The organism is Kitasatospora sp. NPDC058048 (assembly GCF_042885555.1).
Taxonomy (GTDB): domain Bacteria; phylum Actinomycetota; class Actinomycetes; order Streptomycetales; family Streptomycetaceae; genus Kitasatospora; species Kitasatospora lactacystinica.
Genome location: NZ_JBHVRT010000025.1, coordinates 24,633 through 38,531, shown reverse-complemented (window position 1 = coordinate 38,531; position 13,899 = coordinate 24,633). Strand labels below are relative to the sequence as shown.

General features: G+C 74.6%; 15 protein-coding genes. 5 read left to right on the top strand and 10 right to left on the bottom strand.

What is annotated here, in order from left to right; all coding sequences use genetic code 11:
• Window positions 1-116 precede the first annotated feature (116 nt).
• Both ACFVVA_RS25025 and ACFVVA_RS25020 read right to left on the bottom strand, forming a co-directional pair.
• Window positions 117-1,559: a dihydrolipoyl dehydrogenase family protein gene (locus tag ACFVVA_RS25025; protein ID WP_387692807.1), complete on the bottom strand. Its 1,443-nt coding sequence runs from the start codon at window positions 1,557-1,559 to the stop codon at window positions 117-119.
• 230 nt (window positions 1,560-1,789) lie between these two features.
• Window positions 1,790-2,524, bottom strand: a complete 735-nt coding sequence (locus ACFVVA_RS25020) for an alpha/beta fold hydrolase (protein ID WP_387692805.1) — start codon at window positions 2,522-2,524, stop codon at window positions 1,790-1,792.
• Between the two features lie 307 nt (window positions 2,525-2,831).
• On the opposite strand from ACFVVA_RS25020, the gene ACFVVA_RS25015 reads away from it, so the two are divergent.
• Entirely contained in the window at window positions 2,832-3,794 is a 963-nt protein-coding gene (locus tag ACFVVA_RS25015; RefSeq protein WP_387692803.1) for a helix-turn-helix transcriptional regulator, read from the top strand.
• A 108-nt stretch (window positions 3,795-3,902) separates the two neighbouring features.
• Here the strand turns inward: ACFVVA_RS25015 and ACFVVA_RS25010 are convergent, their stop codons facing one another.
• Entirely contained in the window at window positions 3,903-4,292 is a 390-nt protein-coding gene (locus ACFVVA_RS25010; RefSeq protein ID WP_387692801.1) for a thioredoxin family protein, read from the bottom strand.
• A 196-nt stretch (window positions 4,293-4,488) separates the two neighbouring features.
• On the opposite strand from ACFVVA_RS25010, the gene ACFVVA_RS25005 reads away from it, so the two are divergent.
• From ACFVVA_RS25005 to ACFVVA_RS24995, 3 genes are read left to right on the top strand one after another with little or no spacing between them, the layout of a single operon-like run.
• Entirely contained in the window at window positions 4,489-5,061 is a 573-nt protein-coding gene (locus tag ACFVVA_RS25005; protein WP_387692799.1) for a hypothetical protein, read from the top strand.
• Window positions 5,062-5,094: 33 nt separating this feature from the next.
• Window positions 5,095-5,667 carry a sigma-70 family RNA polymerase sigma factor gene (locus ACFVVA_RS25000; protein ID WP_387692797.1) on the top strand — a complete coding sequence of 191 codons (573 nt, stop codon included), beginning with the start codon at window positions 5,095-5,097 and terminating at the stop codon, window positions 5,665-5,667.
• On the top strand, window positions 5,664-6,404 hold the full coding sequence (locus tag ACFVVA_RS24995; RefSeq protein WP_387692795.1) for an anti-sigma factor family protein: 741 nt from the start codon (window positions 5,664-5,666) through the stop codon (window positions 6,402-6,404). The genes ACFVVA_RS25000 and ACFVVA_RS24995 overlap by 4 nt, the downstream gene beginning before the upstream one ends.
• On the opposite strand, the gene ACFVVA_RS24990 is transcribed toward ACFVVA_RS24995, so the two are convergent.
• From ACFVVA_RS24990 to ACFVVA_RS24975, 4 genes are all read right to left on the bottom strand, one after another.
• A complete protein-coding gene (locus tag ACFVVA_RS24990; protein ID WP_387692793.1) occupies window positions 6,372-7,103 on the bottom strand; it encodes a hypothetical protein in 732 nt (243 codons plus the stop codon). The two genes, ACFVVA_RS24995 and ACFVVA_RS24990, sit on opposite strands and share 33 nt — an antisense overlap.
• A complete protein-coding gene (locus tag ACFVVA_RS24985; RefSeq protein WP_387692791.1) occupies window positions 7,100-7,747 on the bottom strand; it encodes a hypothetical protein in 648 nt (215 codons plus the stop codon). The genes ACFVVA_RS24990 and ACFVVA_RS24985 overlap by 4 nt, the downstream gene beginning before the upstream one ends.
• Before the next feature lie 162 nt (window positions 7,748-7,909).
• Window positions 7,910-8,422 carry a DUF1990 family protein gene (locus ACFVVA_RS24980; RefSeq protein ID WP_387692789.1) on the bottom strand — a complete coding sequence of 171 codons (513 nt, stop codon included), beginning with the start codon at window positions 8,420-8,422 and terminating at the stop codon, window positions 7,910-7,912.
• Window positions 8,419-9,357 (bottom strand): YndJ family protein, encoded by a 939-nt coding sequence (locus tag ACFVVA_RS24975; RefSeq protein ID WP_387692787.1) that lies wholly within the window; start codon window positions 9,355-9,357, stop codon window positions 8,419-8,421. Before ACFVVA_RS24975 ends, ACFVVA_RS24980 begins: the two co-directional genes overlap by 4 nt.
• 167 nt (window positions 9,358-9,524) lie before the next feature.
• Here ACFVVA_RS24975 and ACFVVA_RS24970 point away from each other — a divergent pair, with 167 nt between their 5' ends.
• The gene (locus tag ACFVVA_RS24970; RefSeq protein WP_359900185.1) at window positions 9,525-9,794 is read left to right on the top strand and encodes a DUF1876 domain-containing protein; all 270 of its coding nucleotides are present in this window, start codon (window positions 9,525-9,527) and stop codon (window positions 9,792-9,794) included.
• 189 nt (window positions 9,795-9,983) lie between these two features.
• Here the strand turns inward: ACFVVA_RS24970 and ACFVVA_RS24965 are convergent, their stop codons facing one another.
• From ACFVVA_RS24965 to ACFVVA_RS24955, 3 genes are all read right to left on the bottom strand, one after another.
• A complete protein-coding gene (locus ACFVVA_RS24965; protein ID WP_387692784.1) occupies window positions 9,984-10,424 on the bottom strand; it encodes a PPOX class F420-dependent oxidoreductase in 441 nt (146 codons plus the stop codon).
• Window positions 10,425-10,454: 30 nt separating this feature from the next.
• Complete coding sequence (locus ACFVVA_RS24960; protein WP_387692782.1) at window positions 10,455-12,065, bottom strand: cytochrome bc complex cytochrome b subunit; 1,611 nt, start codon at window positions 12,063-12,065, stop codon at window positions 10,455-10,457.
• A gap of 279 nt (window positions 12,066-12,344) precedes the next feature.
• The gene (locus ACFVVA_RS24955; protein ID WP_387692781.1) at window positions 12,345-13,871 is read right to left on the bottom strand and encodes an MFS transporter; all 1,527 of its coding nucleotides are present in this window, start codon (window positions 13,869-13,871) and stop codon (window positions 12,345-12,347) included.
• Window positions 13,872-13,899 lie beyond the last annotated feature (28 nt).

The window sequence follows — 13,899 nt, the reverse complement described above, 5'->3', positions numbered from 1 at the left end:
CCCGGGAGGCCGACACGAACGAGGGCCGTCCGGGGCCCGCGGGAGCGCCGCCCGGGCGGGGTGACCGCCCGCAGGAGCGCCGGCCGCCCGGGTGCCCGTCCGCAGACCGTGCGTCGCTACCCCCGGCAGTCCTCCAGCAGCCGCAGCCAGACCTCGCTGATCGTCGGGTAGGAGGGCACCGCGTGCCAGAGCCGGTCGATCGGCACCTCGCCGACCACCGCGACGGTGGCCGAGTGCAGCAGTTCGGCCACCCCGGGGCCGACCAGGCAGGCGCCGACGAGCACCTTCCGGTCCAGGTCGAAGACCACCCGGGCCCGGCCGCGGTAGTCGTCGCCGTAGAGCGAGGCCCCGGCGACGGAGCCGATCTCGTGGTCGACGGTCTTCACCCGCAGCCCGGCCGCCTCGGCGGCGGCCCGGGTCAGACCGACGGCGGCGACCTCGGGCTGGGTGAACACCACCTGGGGCGCGCCCGCGAGGTCGGCGGACGCGGCGTGCGCGCCCCAGCGCGAGGTGTCCAGCGAGAGCCCCTGGGCGCGGGCGGCGATCGCCGCGCCGGTGATCCGGGCCTGGTACTTGCCCTGGTGGGTGAGCAGCGCCCGGTGGTTGACGTCCCCGGCGGCGTAGAGCCACTCGCCGTCCACACCGAGTACCGTGCAGCTGTCGTCCACCTCCAGCCAGTCGCCCGGCTTCAGGCCGACCTGCTCCAGTCCGACGTCGGCGGTGCGCGGGGCCCGGCCGGTCGCGTACAGCACCTCGTCGACGGTCAGCGTGCCGCCGCCGTCGAGGGCGAGGGTCACCGGCCCGGAGCCGTCCGCCCGCTCCAGCGCGGTGACCTCGGTGCCGAAGCGGAGGTCCACCCCGGCGGCCCGCAGGCCCTCCGCGACCAGCTCGCCCGCGAACGGCTCCATCCTCGGCAGCAGCCCGTCACCGCGCACCAGCAGCACCACCTCGGAGCCGAGCGCCCGCCAGGCGGCGGCCATCTCCACCCCGACCACCCCGCCGCCGACCACGGCCAGCCGCCCGGGGACGGTCTGCGAGCCGGTGGCCTCCCGGTTGGTCCACGGGTGGGCCTCGGCGAGCCCCGGCACGTGCGCGGGCAGCACCGGGCGGCTGCCGGTGCACACCACGACGGCGTGCCGGGCGGTGAGCATCCGCTCGCTGCCGTCCTCGGCCTCCACCGTCACCGTCCGCACCCCGGCCAGCCGGCCGTGGCCGCGGACCAGCTCGATGCCGGTGTCCCGCAGCCACCGCACCTGGCCGTCGTCCTTCCAGTCGGAGGCGAAGGAGTTCCGCCGGGCCAGCACCGCGGCCGGGTCCAGCCGCCGGCCGTCGACCGCCTCCCGGGAGCCGGCCACCGCGCGGGCGTCGGCCAGCGCGGCCACCGGCCGCAGCAGCGCCTTGCTGGGCATGCAGGCCCAGTACGAGCACTCGCCGCCGACCAGCTCGGCCTCCACGATCACGGTGCTCAGTCCGGCGGCGACCGTCCGGTCGGCCACGTTCTCGCCGGTCGGCCCGGCTCCCAGGACGATGACGTCGTACTCCTCGGCGGTGCTGGTCATGCCCTGTCCTCCGTCGTCTCGATGGCCACCCCGGCCCGTACGGCGGGGTGGCGGGCGTGTGCTCGCTCCTCGCTCGGGTACGGCGTGGGCCCCATCCTGCCGGTCCGGGCGCGGTTGCGCGACGGTCGGACACGCCGAGGGCGCCGTGGGGCACACCGTCGGGCGCGGACGGGACAGCCCGGCGGCCCGGCGCCGGACGGAACGGAGCGGGCCGGGCCGGGCCGACGGACTCAGAGCGCGGCCAGCTCCGCCAGCAGGGCCGCCGTGTCGGCCGGACGGGAGAACATCGGCCAGTGCCCGGTGGGCAGTTCGCGCAGCTCCCAGTTCGGGCCGGACATCCCGGCGAAGTACGGGTGCCCGGCGGCGATCAGCTCGCGCACCTGGGAGAGCGGGAAGGAGCAGGAGACCAGCGCCTGCGGCAGCGCGGCCCCGGCGCCGGTCAGCCGCAGCCGGTCCCGGAACGCCCCGGCCGGCTGCGCGGTGGCGCGGGAGCGGATGCGCGCGAGGGCGGCCCCGTCCAGTCCCGCCACGCTGGCGCCGTGCTCGGCCAGGTACTCCCAGGACGGCATCGGGAGACGGTCGTCGACCAGCGAGGCCTCGGCCGTCCGCCGGTAGTCGGGCTCCCAGAGGTCCTGGACCGCGGAGCCGTCGATCAGCGGGCCGCTGTCCAGGTAGACCACCCGGCGGATCCGCTCCGGCATCCGGTCCGCGAGCCCGCCCGCCGGGGCGCAGGCGCCGCTGTGCGCGACCAGGACGACGTCCGACAGGTCCTCCCGGACCAGCAGTGCGGCGAGGTCGGCGATGTGGTCCTCCAGCCCGAACTCGCCCGTCTCGACGGCGCGTTCGGCCAATCCGGGCAGGCTGACGGCGTACACGCGGTGCCCGGCCGCGCGCAGCGGCTCGGCCACCTCGTCCCAGGCCCAGGCGCCGATCCAGAATCCGGGGACCAGTACGAACGTGCTCATGGCGGATCGCTCCTTCGTCGTTGGGAATGCCGGGGGAGGCCTCGACGGGCCGGAGGCGTCGAGGGGCCCGTGGGAGGGCTTCGCCGCGGTGGGGCCTCCTCCACCGCCGACTCTAGGATCGGATCCGGACAGAAGTCGCCCGCATTTCCTCCGCGTCGTCCCCGCGCGTCCGGAGGGTGTCCGGACGGCGTCCGGAAGGGGTCCGCGGAAGAGGCGTCCGCAAGGGCGGCCCGGAGGCGGCCCGGAGGCGGCGAGGAGTCGGTTCGGAGTCGGTACGGAACCGGCGGGGAGACGGGAGGAACGCGCGGTGGAGCACCCGGTCAGCCGTGTCCTCGCCCTGCTGGAACTGCTCCAGGACCGCCCCGGCCTGACCGGCGCCGAACTGGCCGCCCGGCTCGACGTGGACGAGCGCACCGTCCGCCGCTACGCCTCTCGGCTGGCCGAGCTCGGCATCCCCGTCCAGGCCGACCGGGGCCGCTACGGGGGCTACCGTCTGCGGCCCGGCTACCGGCTGCCGCCGCTGATGCTCAACCCGGAGGAGGCCGTCTCCGTCGTGCTCGGCCTGCTGGCCGGCCGCAGCTCCGGCCTGTCGGTGGGGGAGGAGGCCACCGGGACCGCCCTCGCCAAGATCCAGCGGGTGCTCCCGCCCTCGCTGCGCGACCGGGTCTCCGCCGTCGAGCAGACCCTCGGCCTCACCGCCGTCCCGGCCACCGGCCCGGGCCCGGCCGCCGCAGCGCTGTTCACCCTGGCCGAGGCGGCCCGCCGGCGGCGCCGGGTGCGGCTCGCCTACCGGGACCGCGAGGACCGGCCCAGTGAGCGCGAGTTCGACCCGTACGGGCTGGTCTTCCACTCCGGGCGCTGGTACACCACCGGCCTCGACCACCGGAGCGGCGAGCCGCGCACCTTCCGGCTGGACCGGATCACCCGGGTCGAGCAGGGCGAGGCGGGCTTCGAGCCGCCCGAGGACTTCGACCCGGTCCAGCGGGTGGTGGAGTCACTGGCCGGCGCGCCCTGGCGGCACCGGGTGGAGGTGGAGCTGGGGGTCGGCCTCGCCGAGGCCCGCCGCCGGCTTCCGCCCGCCGTCGGCACGCTCACCGAACTCGCCGAGGACCGCGTGCTGCTGCGGGCCCGGGCGCAGAACCTCGACGGCCTCGCGGTGCTGCTGGCCGGCCTGGGGTGGCCGTTCACCGTCCGGGAGCCCGCCGCGCTGCGCGCCGAGGTGCGGGCGCTCGCTGACCGGCTCGCCGCCTGGGGCGCCGAACCGGCCTGAGCGGCCGCGGCCGGGTACGGCGAGGGCCCGGGGAGACGGTGCTCCCCGGGCCCTCGGGCGTCCGGACCGGGCCCGGCCGGGTCGGGACCGGGCCCGGCCGCGTCCGGATCAGGCCTGGCCGCCGGCCGCGCTCTCCTCGGCGACCTTGCGCTTCACATCGGCCATGTCCAGGTTGCGGGCCTGGTTGATCAGGTCCTCGAACACCGTCTCCGGCAGGGCGCCGGGCTGCGAGAAGACGAGTACGCCCTCGCGGATGATCGCCAGCGTCGGGATCGACTGGACCTCGAACGCGGCGGCCAGCTCGTGCTGCGCCTCGGTGTCCACCTTGGCGAAGACCAGGTCGGGGTGGCGCTCGGCCGCCTTCTCGAACACCGGGGCGAACTGGCGGCACGGCCCGCACCACCCGGCCCAGAAGTCGATGAAGACGAAGTCCTTGCCCTCCGGGCCCGGGACGATGTCGTCGAAGTTCTCCTTGGTCAGCTCGACCGTGCTGCTCATCTCGTGATTCCTTCCCTTCCGGAGGTGGCGGCTCAGACCGTCGCCCGGCACAACGGTGCCGGTCGGCGGCGTATTCCGGGGGAGTCGCGGGGGAGCGCGGGGAACTCCCCGCGCCGGGGTTGAGCACTCGGCGGCCACCACCCGTACAGAGGGGTGTCCGGTCCGCCCCGACCCCTTCCCCCGCGGGAGGCACCCCATGCCCACCACACTCCGCACCCGCCGGACCCTGGCCCTGACCGCCTCCGGCATCGCGGCCGCCGCCCTGATCGCCGGCTGCGGGTCGTCCGGCGGCTCGTCGCACCCGTCGAGCAGCCCGAGCGCCCCGGCGAGCGCCACCATGCAGACCGCCCAGGACCCGAAGCTGGGCACGATCGTCACCGACAGCGCCGGCTTCACGCTCTACCGCTTCGACCAGGACCGGAACAGCCCGCCGGAGTCCTCCTGCAACGGCAGCTGCGCCGTCATCTGGCCGCCCGAGCACGCCAACGGCAACGTCACGGTGAAGGGCATCGACAGCAAGCTGGTCGGCACCGTCACCCGCGCCGACGGCACCGAGCAGGTCACCCTGAACGGCTGGCCGGCCTACCGCTACTCGCCGGACACCAAGCCCGGAGACACCAAGGGCCAGGGCGTCGGCGGCACCTGGTTCGCGCTGACCCCGAGCGGTGGCAGGGCGGGCACCGCGGCCGGTTCCCCGCAGATGCCCGGCACCCCGGCGCCCAGCAACCCGGCGCCCGGCAACCCGATGCCCAGCACCCCGGGCTACTGACCGGTCCCGACCGTCCTCGACCGGGAGGCCCGGGTGCGCAACGATGAAGTGGTGACCGAGGAGCACCCCGGCGGACGCACCGGCGGCCGCGGTACGGGGGCGCCGGACGAGGAGCTGATGCGCGCCCTCTACCGGGAGCACGCCGGCCCGCTGTTCGGGTTCGTGCTCCACCTGGTCGCCGGGGACCGGCAGCGGGCCGAGGACGTGGTGCAGGAGACGCTGGTCCGAGCCTGGCGCAACATCCACCGGCTCGACCCGGAGGCCCGCTCACTGCGGCCCTGGCTGGTCACGGTCGCCCGGCGGATCGTGATCGACGGCCACCGCAGCGCCATGGCCCGGCCGCGGGAGGTGGACGCCGCGGTGCTGGAGCAGCTGCCCGCCGAGGACGAGATCGACCGGGCCCTGCGGATGATGACCGTCGCGGACGCACTGGCCGACCTCTCGCCCGCGCACCGGGAGATCATCGTCGAGACCTGTCTGAAGGGCCGCACGGCCGTCGAGGCGGCCGCCGAACTCGGCATCCCGGCCGGGACGGTGCGCTCGCGGGTGTTCTACGCGCTGCGCTCGCTCAGGCTCGCGCTGGAGGAACGGGGAGTGACATCGTGACCGGACACCCCGACCCGGACCCCGACCGGACCCCCGCCGGCGGGCCGGAGCACGCGGACGTCGGCGCGTACGTCCTCGGCCTGCTGGAGCCCGCCGAGCAGACCGCCTTCGAACTGCACCTCGCCGACTGCCCGCAGTGTGCCGAACAGGTGGCCGAACTCGGCCCCGTGGAGCCGATGCTGGCCGAGTACGCGGCCACCGCGCGGGCGGCCGGAACGGACCCGGCAGGCCCCGCCCCGCAACCGGACCCGCGGCTGCTGGACCGCCTGGTCGCCGAGGTCGGCAGCACCCGGCGGCGGGGCCGGATCCGGCGGCTGGTGCTGGCCCTGGCCGCGACCGCGATGGTGGCGGCCGGCCCCGCCGTCACCGCCGCGGTGCTCACCGCCGAGCACGCGCCCGCCGTGGTCGCGATGGCCGAGCAGTTCAGCGCCACCGACCCGAGCACCGGCGCGCACGCCACCGTCGGCCTGGACGGCGCCGCCTGGGGCAGCCGGGTGAGCCTGCAACTCTCCGGCGTCCAAGGCCCGTTGACGTGCCGACTGGTCGCCGTCTCGCGCACCGGCGAGCAGCAGACGGTCACCAGCTGGTCCGTCCCCGCGAGCGGCTACGGGGGCGGGGACGGCACCGTGCGCACCACCGGCGGGGCGGCCCTCCAGCCCGGGGACATCGACCACTTCGAGGTCCGGGTCCAGGACAGCGGCGCGCTACTGGTCGCGGTCCCGGCGCACCACACCTGACTCCAGGTCGACCGTGTACGACTCCAGCCGCTCCACCCGGGCCGTGCCCCGCACACCCGGCCAGTGCGGGCTCGGCTCGCCGGTGCCGGTCATGTGCTCCCGCTGCCAGGTCCGGCTCCAGCCGACCCGCAGCGCGGGCTCGAAGCTGTGCCACCGCCCGCAGCCACAGGGGGTCAGCACCCGGGCGCAGCCGCGGCACAGCTCGGCGCGGCCGTGCCCGGTCGGGATCCCCACCGGCGTGCCCTGCTCCCCGCAGGCCGGGCAGCCGGGCAGCTCGGCGCCGTCCAGCAGCGCGTTCTGCCGCCGGACGTAGTCGGGCAGCCGCAACGGCGGGTGCAGGAACGGGTCATGGTCCCAGGCCGCGTTCGGCGATCCCCACCAGCGCTGGTGCCACCACGCCGTCTCCGGCGCCCGCCGCTGCCCGGCCCGCTTCTGCACCCGGCGCCGCGCCGCGTACTCCTCGGCCCGGGCCCGCCACAGCTCGCGCGCCTCGTGCAGTTCGTCCACCGCGTGGACCAGCGACTCCGGGTCGGTCTCCAGGAAGCGCGGCACCCGGGCGCTGACGGTGAGGTGGTGGTACGTCGCCCGCAGGCCGTACGGCGCGAAGCGGGTCAGGCAGGTGCGCAGCGCGCTGTGCCGCCGGTACGGCGGGAGCGAGGTGTCGTGCACCCGGGCCCGGTGGGTGTGGAAGCTGGTCATGACGGAAGCCCCGGGGCCGGCTCCAGGTCCAGCGCCCGGGCGAGCGCGGCGGTGACGGCGGCGGCGTGCTCGGGCAGCTGCTGTCCGGCCCAGCCGGTGGCCAGGGCGAGGAAGTCCCGCAGGTCCCGTTCGGCCCCGGCGAGCAGCCGGCGCAGCTCGTCCACCGGCAGCTCGATCACCGGGTCCTCTCCGCTCTCGGCGTCCCGGGTCAGCCGGACGACCCGGCCGACGCACTCGGCCCGGGCGTCGGGGTCGTGCCCGAACCAGGCCGTGCCGGAGCCGTCCGTGACGTTCAGCCACTCGCGCCAGTCCTCCAGGCCGTTGCAGCAGCCCGGTTCGAAGACGGCGCCGGTGACGGAGTCGGTCACCACCAGGCCGCCGGGGGCGTACGGGTGCGACTCGGTGAGCAGCCCGTGCAGGAAGCCGCCCAGTGAGTCCGCCGGGCGCGGCCCGCGCTCCTCGGCCTGCTCGGACTCGGGCTCGACGTCGTTGCAGTCGGCCAGCCGCCACACCGCCGTACCGACCTCGGCCGCCGTCAGCCGCCCGTTCAGCGTGAGGCTCCCGTACGGCTCGTGGCTGCCCGTCGGCCAGAGGGCGAAGCCGTCGGGGGCGAAGATCTCCAGGACCGGTCGTATCGACATCATCCGCCGATCATCCCGAACGGACCACCGCCCCGACGAGCGGATTTACGCCCCCACAGACCCACCCGACCACCGTCCGGTCGGCCGGCCCGCGCCGTGTTCCGGGTCGGTGCGCGTGCGCGGTGGTGGGTGAAGGTGCGTCGGGTGAGTGGGGGTGGCCGGTGCTCAGCCGGCCCGGGCCGCGATCCGGGTCAGGACGCGGCCGCAGTGGCGGGCGAAGGCGCGTTGGGCGAGGGGGAGCAGGGGGCCGGCGAGCCGGGCGTACCGGGCGACCGGTCGGCTGAAGGCGGTGACGGAGAACCGGACCCCGCCGTCCGGGGTCAGCTCGACCAGGAAGGTCTCCTCGCCCCGGGCCAGGTGCCCGGTCCTGGTCCCGTAGGTGAAGCCGTACCGGTCCGGGCCGTCGACCGCGGCCAGCACCCGGTTGGGGGCGCCGGCCCGCAGCGGGCCGAGGCCGATGGCGCACCGCACGGCGACGCCGGGGGCGGCCCGGTCGGCCGCCGCGTCGATCCGGACGCCCGCGAGCCGGTGCATCCGCCAGTCGAGCAGGGCGGCGCCGGCGGCCTCCAGCGCGGGGCGGCCGTGGCCGATGAGTGCGCTGTGCCGCAGGTGGTTGTAGCCGGCGGGCAGCTCGCCGGTGCGGCTGGCGCCCTGCTCGGGGTAGCTGTAGTCGTTCATCGAGCGCTCTCCGTTGCGTCGGCGGCGGTCCGGGCCGCGGCGGTCCGGTCCATGGCGGTCCGTTCCTCGGCAGTGCGGTCCACGGCGGTCCGGCCCGCGGCAGTCCGATCAGCCGCGATCCGGCGCCAGGCGAGCAGGGCGCAGAGTGCGAAGCCGAGCGCGTTGCCGACGCCGTGGGTGGCGGCCATCCAGGTCAGGGTCGGGTGGGGGAGTCCGGCGGCCCGGCCGAGTGCCCACCAGAGGGCGAGCAGCATGGTGAGCGCGAGGACGGCCGAGGAGGCGGCGAGCAGCCGGGCGGTGACGGGATCGCCGCTGCGGGGCCGCAGTTCGCGCCAGGTGACCAGGCCGACCAGCCACATTCCGGTGGTCAGTACGGCGGCCCCGGCGAACTGCCACCAGTTGCCGAGGAAGTATCCGGCCAGCACCAGCAGGGTGCCCGCCGGGACGCTGAGCGCCGCGCAGCGGGCCGCGGCCGAGTCCGGACGGGCGGCGCGGCAGACCAGTCCGGCGACCAGGGCGGCGGTGAACCCGGCGTAGTGGAAGTGCGGCACGGTGAGCGCCAGGATGTGCGGTTCGAAGCCGAACAGTGGGTAGCCGGAGCGTTCGGCGACGAGGGCGACCCCGGCCACCGAGGGCGCGGCGAGCGCGGTGAGCACCGCGATCTCGGCGGGCGCGAGCGAGCGGGTGCGGGCCAGCCGCAGCGGCGCGTGCAGGGCGACGGCCAGGGTGCCGAGCGCGTAGAGCAGGGCGCAGCCGGTGGCCGGACCGCCGCGGGGCAGCCAGAGCGAGAGCGCGCCGGGTACGGCGGCGAGCGGCCAGAGCCGGCGGATCCGGGTGAGCCCGGGCTCGTCGACGAGGGCGAGGCCGAGCGGGACGACGGCGCCCATGCCGAGCAGGATCAGCAGGTCGACCAGCTCCGTGGTGCCCTTTCCCATCGCGGGCACACCCCCTTGAACGTGTTCAAATGGCTTGCGCCGCCGACTCTACGCGGCCGAGTTGAACGTGTTCAACTCGGCCCCGGATGCTGCCCCCGTCGGGCTGGCCTGGTGTTCACGGTGGGTGCGGCGCACTCTGGAGGAGTAACCGATGGAGGTGATCCGCCATGCAGACTCTGGTCGGTTGGCACATCGAGATGGAGTTCCGCGAAGAGGGACCGCGGACCAGCGCCGCCGCGCTGCTGCGGCTCGGCGACGGGAGCGAACTGCGCGCCCACGGCTACAGCAGCCGCCACCCCTCCGACCCGGAACAGCTGAGGGTCGGTGAGGAGATCGCGGGGGCCCGCGCGCTCAACGAGCTCGCCTCGCAGCTGCTCACCAAGGCCCACGGCGAGATCCAGGAGGTCAGCCCGGTCCCGACGCACCCGCTGTCCTGACGTCCGGCCCGCGGGCCCCGGGCCCGTCCCGGCGTCCCCGACGCCCCGCCCGCCGCCGTGACCTCCCATCCGCCGTCGTGAACGGCTTCGGAAGCGCCGAGCGCCGGGGCCGCCCTTTCCGGGGCCCCGGCACTCCGTGGGGAATCGGCGGCCCGTCAGCCGACGCGGTCCGTCAGTTGACGCGGCCCGTCAGTTGACGCAGTAGCCGCTCGGCGGCTGCCAGTCCGGACCGACCAGCCGCTGTTCCAGTTCGTTCAGCGTGATCCGGATGCCGACCGTCCCGGCCAGCCCCACCCGGAACCGGCTGCGGGCCAGCACGACCAGCGCCGTCAGGCCGTACTTGTTGATCAGCGAGGTGCGGTAGCGGGCGGTGTCGTCGGCGTCGCAGAGCCGCGCCCGGGCGGGGACCGGGCGGCCGGTGGGGCGCCCGTGGGCGTCGCAGGGGCCGATCAGCACCCGGGGGTGGCGGCGGATCCGTTCGGCCTCGCCGGAGTGGGCCGGGGCCCAGACCCCGAGGGCCGTGCCGTCGGGCACCACCCAGAGCTGCGATTCCATCCGGCTGCCGTCCTCGTCGAAGGTGGTGAGCAGGAGGTACTTGCTGTCGGCGAGCCGGTCGGTTCGGTGGTGCACCTGTCCTCCCTGTGCCATCGGGGGTGCGGGTCAGTGCCCGTGGCCCTCGGTGATCTCGCGGAACTCCTCGGCGGTGGGCTTGGGGATCCGGCTGCCCTCGCCGTGGAACCCGCGGGAGAGCCGGGTCCGGGTGCGGGTGAGCACACCGGCCGGGCGGGCCACTCCATTCTCGTCCACCGGGGCGGGCAGTTCGAGGGGGCGGGGCTGTTCGTGCGCCGTGAGCCGGTGCAGTTCCCGCGGCGAGAGCCGGGCGTGCACCTCGGTGAACTCGCCGTGCGGCAGGCGCTTGACGACGCCGGTCTCGCGCCCGTGCAGCACCTTGTCGCGGTCCCGGCGCTGGAGGCCCAGGCACCAGCGCTTGGTGATGGCGAAGACGGCGACCGGGACGGCGAAGAAGCCGACGCGGGCGGCGTAGGTGATGGAGTTGAGCGACAGGTGCAGGTGGGTGGCGATCAGGTCGTTGCCGCCGGCCACCAGCGCCACCAGGTAGACGCTGATCCAGGCGGCGCCGAGCGCGGTGCGGACGGGCGCGTTGCGCGGCCGGTCGAGCAGGTGGTGCTCCCGCTTGTCGTCGGTCACCCAGCCCTCCAGGAACGGGTAGGCGGCGATGGCACCCAGGACCAGCGGGAACAGCGCGAACGGGATGAGCACCCCGAGATTGAGGGTGTGCCCCCACAGCCCGACCTCCCAGCCGGGCATGATCCGGATCAGGCCTTCGGCGAAGCCCATGTACCAGTCGGGCTGGGCGTCGGTGGAGACCTGGTCCGGCCGGTACGGGCCGTACGCCCAGATCGGGTTGACGGTCGCGATCGCGGCCATCAGCGCGATGATGCCGAAGACCAGGAAGAAGAACCCGCCGGCCTTGGCCAGGTAGACCGGCATCAGCGGCATGCCGACGACGTTCTTCTCGGTCCTGCCGGGGCCTGCCCACTGGGTGTGCTTGTGGTAGAAGACCAGGATCAGGTGCGCCACGAGCAGGCCGAGCATGATGCCCGGGATCAGCAGCACGTGGATGGTGAAGAAGCGCGGCACGATGTCGTGGCCGGGGAACTCGCCCCCGAACAGGAACATCTGGATGTACGTGCCGACCAGCGGGACGGCGAGGATCGATCCCTCGATGAACCGGATGCCGGTGCCGGAGAGCAGGTCGTCCGGGAGCGAGTAGCCGAAGAAGCCGTCCAGCATGCCGAGGAAGAGCAGCAGGAAGCCGAAGACCCAGTTGATCTCGCGCGGCTTGCGGAACGCGCCGGTGAAGAACACCCGCATCATGTGGACGAACATGGCGGCGACGAAGACGATCGCCGCCCAGTGGTGGATCTGGCGGATCAGCAGTCCGCCGCGGACCTCGAAGCTGATGTCCACCGTGGAGGCGTAGGCCTCCGACATCGGGACGCCCTTGAGCGGGACGTACGAGCCCGCGTAGACCACCTCGCCCATGCTGGGCTTGAAGAACAGCGTCAGCCAGACACCGGTCAGGATGATGATCAGGAAGGTGTAGAGGCAGATCTCGCCCAGCATGAAGGACCAGTGGTCCGGGAAGATCTTCCGCAGGTTCGCCCTGGCCAGGGAGTGGATCCCCAGCCGGCCGTCCGCCCAGTCGGCGGCCCGCTGCCCCCGCCCAGGGCTCTGATTCCGGGTCATGTGCACGCACCTCGGTCCAAAGGAAACGGGGAGGAGTCCCCGATTCGCACTGAGGGCCACCATAATCGGGGAGTGATCCCCACTTCCACCCCGGGGTCCTCGGCGGCTCCCCGGAGTCCTTCGGGGCTTCGGTCCCGGCCCCGGCCCCCCGGCCCCCGGCCCCTTGGCTCCGCGGCCCCCCGGTCCCCTGGCTCCGCGGCCCCGAACGGCGAGCGGCCCGCCCGGTGTCCTCCAGGACACCGGACGGGCCGCGTACGCACCCGAGCAAACCCCCGGCCGTCAGTGCACCAGCACCGGCACCTCGTTCTCCTTCGCCGCGCCCGTGTCCGAGCCCGCCGCGGCACCCGGCCGGCCGGCGTTGACGAAGGTGAAGGCGACCGCGGCCGCCGCCACCAGGATCCCGAAGGACACCCAGATCGCGGTCGAGAAGCCGTGCACCATGCCCTGGAACTGGAACGCCTTGGCGGCCTCCGGCGAGGTGGCCGCCGCGGTGGCGTGCGCGGCCAGCCACCCGGTGGTCGCGCTGGCCGCGATGGTGTTCAGCAGCGCGGTGCCGATGGCGCCGCCGACCTGCTGCGAGGTGTTGACCATGGCCGAGGCCACGCCCGCGTCGCGCGGCTGGACGCCGTGGGTGGCGAGGCTCATGGCCGGCATGAACGCGGTGCCCATGCCGAGGCCCATCAGGACCAGGCCGGGCAGGATCAGCGCCGGGTACGAGGTGTCCACGCCGATGTGGGCCAGCAGGAACATGCCGGCCGAGGCGACCAGGAAGCCGGGCGCCATCAGGTAGCGCGCGGGGACCCTGGTCATCAGCCGGGCGCCGATCTGGGTCGAGCCGGTGATCATGCCCGCCACCATCGGCAGGAAGGCGACGCCGGTCAGCACCGGGCTGTAGCCGAGCACGATCTGCAGGTAGTAGGTCAGGAAGAGGAACAGACCGAACATGCCGATCACGGCCATGCCCAGCGACAGGTACACCCCACCGCGGTTGCGGTCGAGCACCACGCGCAGCGGCAGCAGCGGGGCCTTGACCCGGCGCTCCACCAGCACGAAGGCGGTCAGCAGTACGGCGGCCGCGACGAACAGCCCGATGGTGCTGCCGGACGACCAGCCGTCGGACTCGGCGCGGGTGAAGCCGTAGACCAGCGCGACCAGGCCGGTGGTCACCAGCAGCACGCCGGGGACGTCCAGCCGGTTGCGGTTGCGGCCCTCGGCGGGCTCGCGGATCACCAGCACGGCGCCCACGGCGGCCACGATGGCGAACGGGATGTTGACGAAGAAGGTCCAGCGCCAGTTCATGTACTCGGTGAGCAGGCCGCCGAGGATCAGACCGATGGCGCCGCCGCCACCGGCGATCGCGCCGTAGATGCCGAAGGCCTTGGCGCGCTCACGCGCCTCGGTGAAGCTCACCGCGAGCAGCGACAGCGCGGCCGGCGCGAGCAGCGCGCCGAACACGCCCTGGAGCGCGCGGGCGCCGAGCAGCATCGCGGTGTTGGCCGCGGCGCCGCCGAGCGCGGAGGCGAGGGCGAAGCCGGTCAGGCCGACGATGAAGGTCCGCTTGCGGCCCCAGAGGTCCGCGATCCGGCCGCCGAACAGCAGCAGGCCGCCGAAGGCCAGCGCGTAGGCGGTGATCACCCACTGGCGGTTTCCGTCGGAGATGCCCAGGTCGCGCTGCGCGGACGGCAGGGCGATGTTCACGATGGTGGCGTCGAGGACGACCATCAGCTGGGCGAGGCCGATGAATATCAGTGCCTTCCAGCGCCGGGGATCGGGCAGCGTCGCCGGTCGGGCGTCGGTTTGAGACATGGGGGTACTCACTTCACGGTGCGTGTGG

What these genes read in the sequence shown, in the direction of transcription:
- ACFVVA_RS25025 (WP_387692807.1), bottom strand. Translation starts at nt 1,559, where the DNA reads ATGACCAGCACCGCCGAGGAGTACGACGTCATCGTCCTGGGAGCCGGG.
- ACFVVA_RS25020 (WP_387692805.1), bottom strand. Translation starts at nt 2,524, where the DNA reads ATGAGCACGTTCGTACTGGTCCCCGGATTCTGGATCGGCGCCTGGGCC.
- ACFVVA_RS25010 (WP_387692801.1), bottom strand. Translation starts at nt 4,292, where the DNA reads ATGAGCAGCACGGTCGAGCTGACCAAGGAGAACTTCGACGACATCGTC.
- ACFVVA_RS25005 (WP_387692799.1), top strand. Translation starts at nt 4,489, where the DNA reads ATGCCCACCACACTCCGCACCCGCCGGACCCTGGCCCTGACCGCCTCC.
- ACFVVA_RS24990 (WP_387692793.1), bottom strand. Translation starts at nt 7,103, where the DNA reads ATGACCAGCTTCCACACCCACCGGGCCCGGGTGCACGACACCTCGCTC.
- ACFVVA_RS24985 (WP_387692791.1), bottom strand. Translation starts at nt 7,747, where the DNA reads ATGATGTCGATACGACCGGTCCTGGAGATCTTCGCCCCCGACGGCTTC.
- ACFVVA_RS24980 (WP_387692789.1), bottom strand. Translation starts at nt 8,422, where the DNA reads ATGAACGACTACAGCTACCCCGAGCAGGGCGCCAGCCGCACCGGCGAG.
- ACFVVA_RS24975 (WP_387692787.1), bottom strand. Translation starts at nt 9,357, where the DNA reads ATGGGAAAGGGCACCACGGAGCTGGTCGACCTGCTGATCCTGCTCGGC.
- ACFVVA_RS24970 (WP_359900185.1), top strand. Translation starts at nt 9,525, where the DNA reads ATGCAGACTCTGGTCGGTTGGCACATCGAGATGGAGTTCCGCGAAGAG.
- ACFVVA_RS24960 (WP_387692782.1), bottom strand. Translation starts at nt 12,065, where the DNA reads ATGACCCGGAATCAGAGCCCTGGGCGGGGGCAGCGGGCCGCCGACTGG.
- ACFVVA_RS24955 (WP_387692781.1), bottom strand. Translation starts at nt 13,871, where the DNA reads ATGTCTCAAACCGACGCCCGACCGGCGACGCTGCCCGATCCCCGGCGC.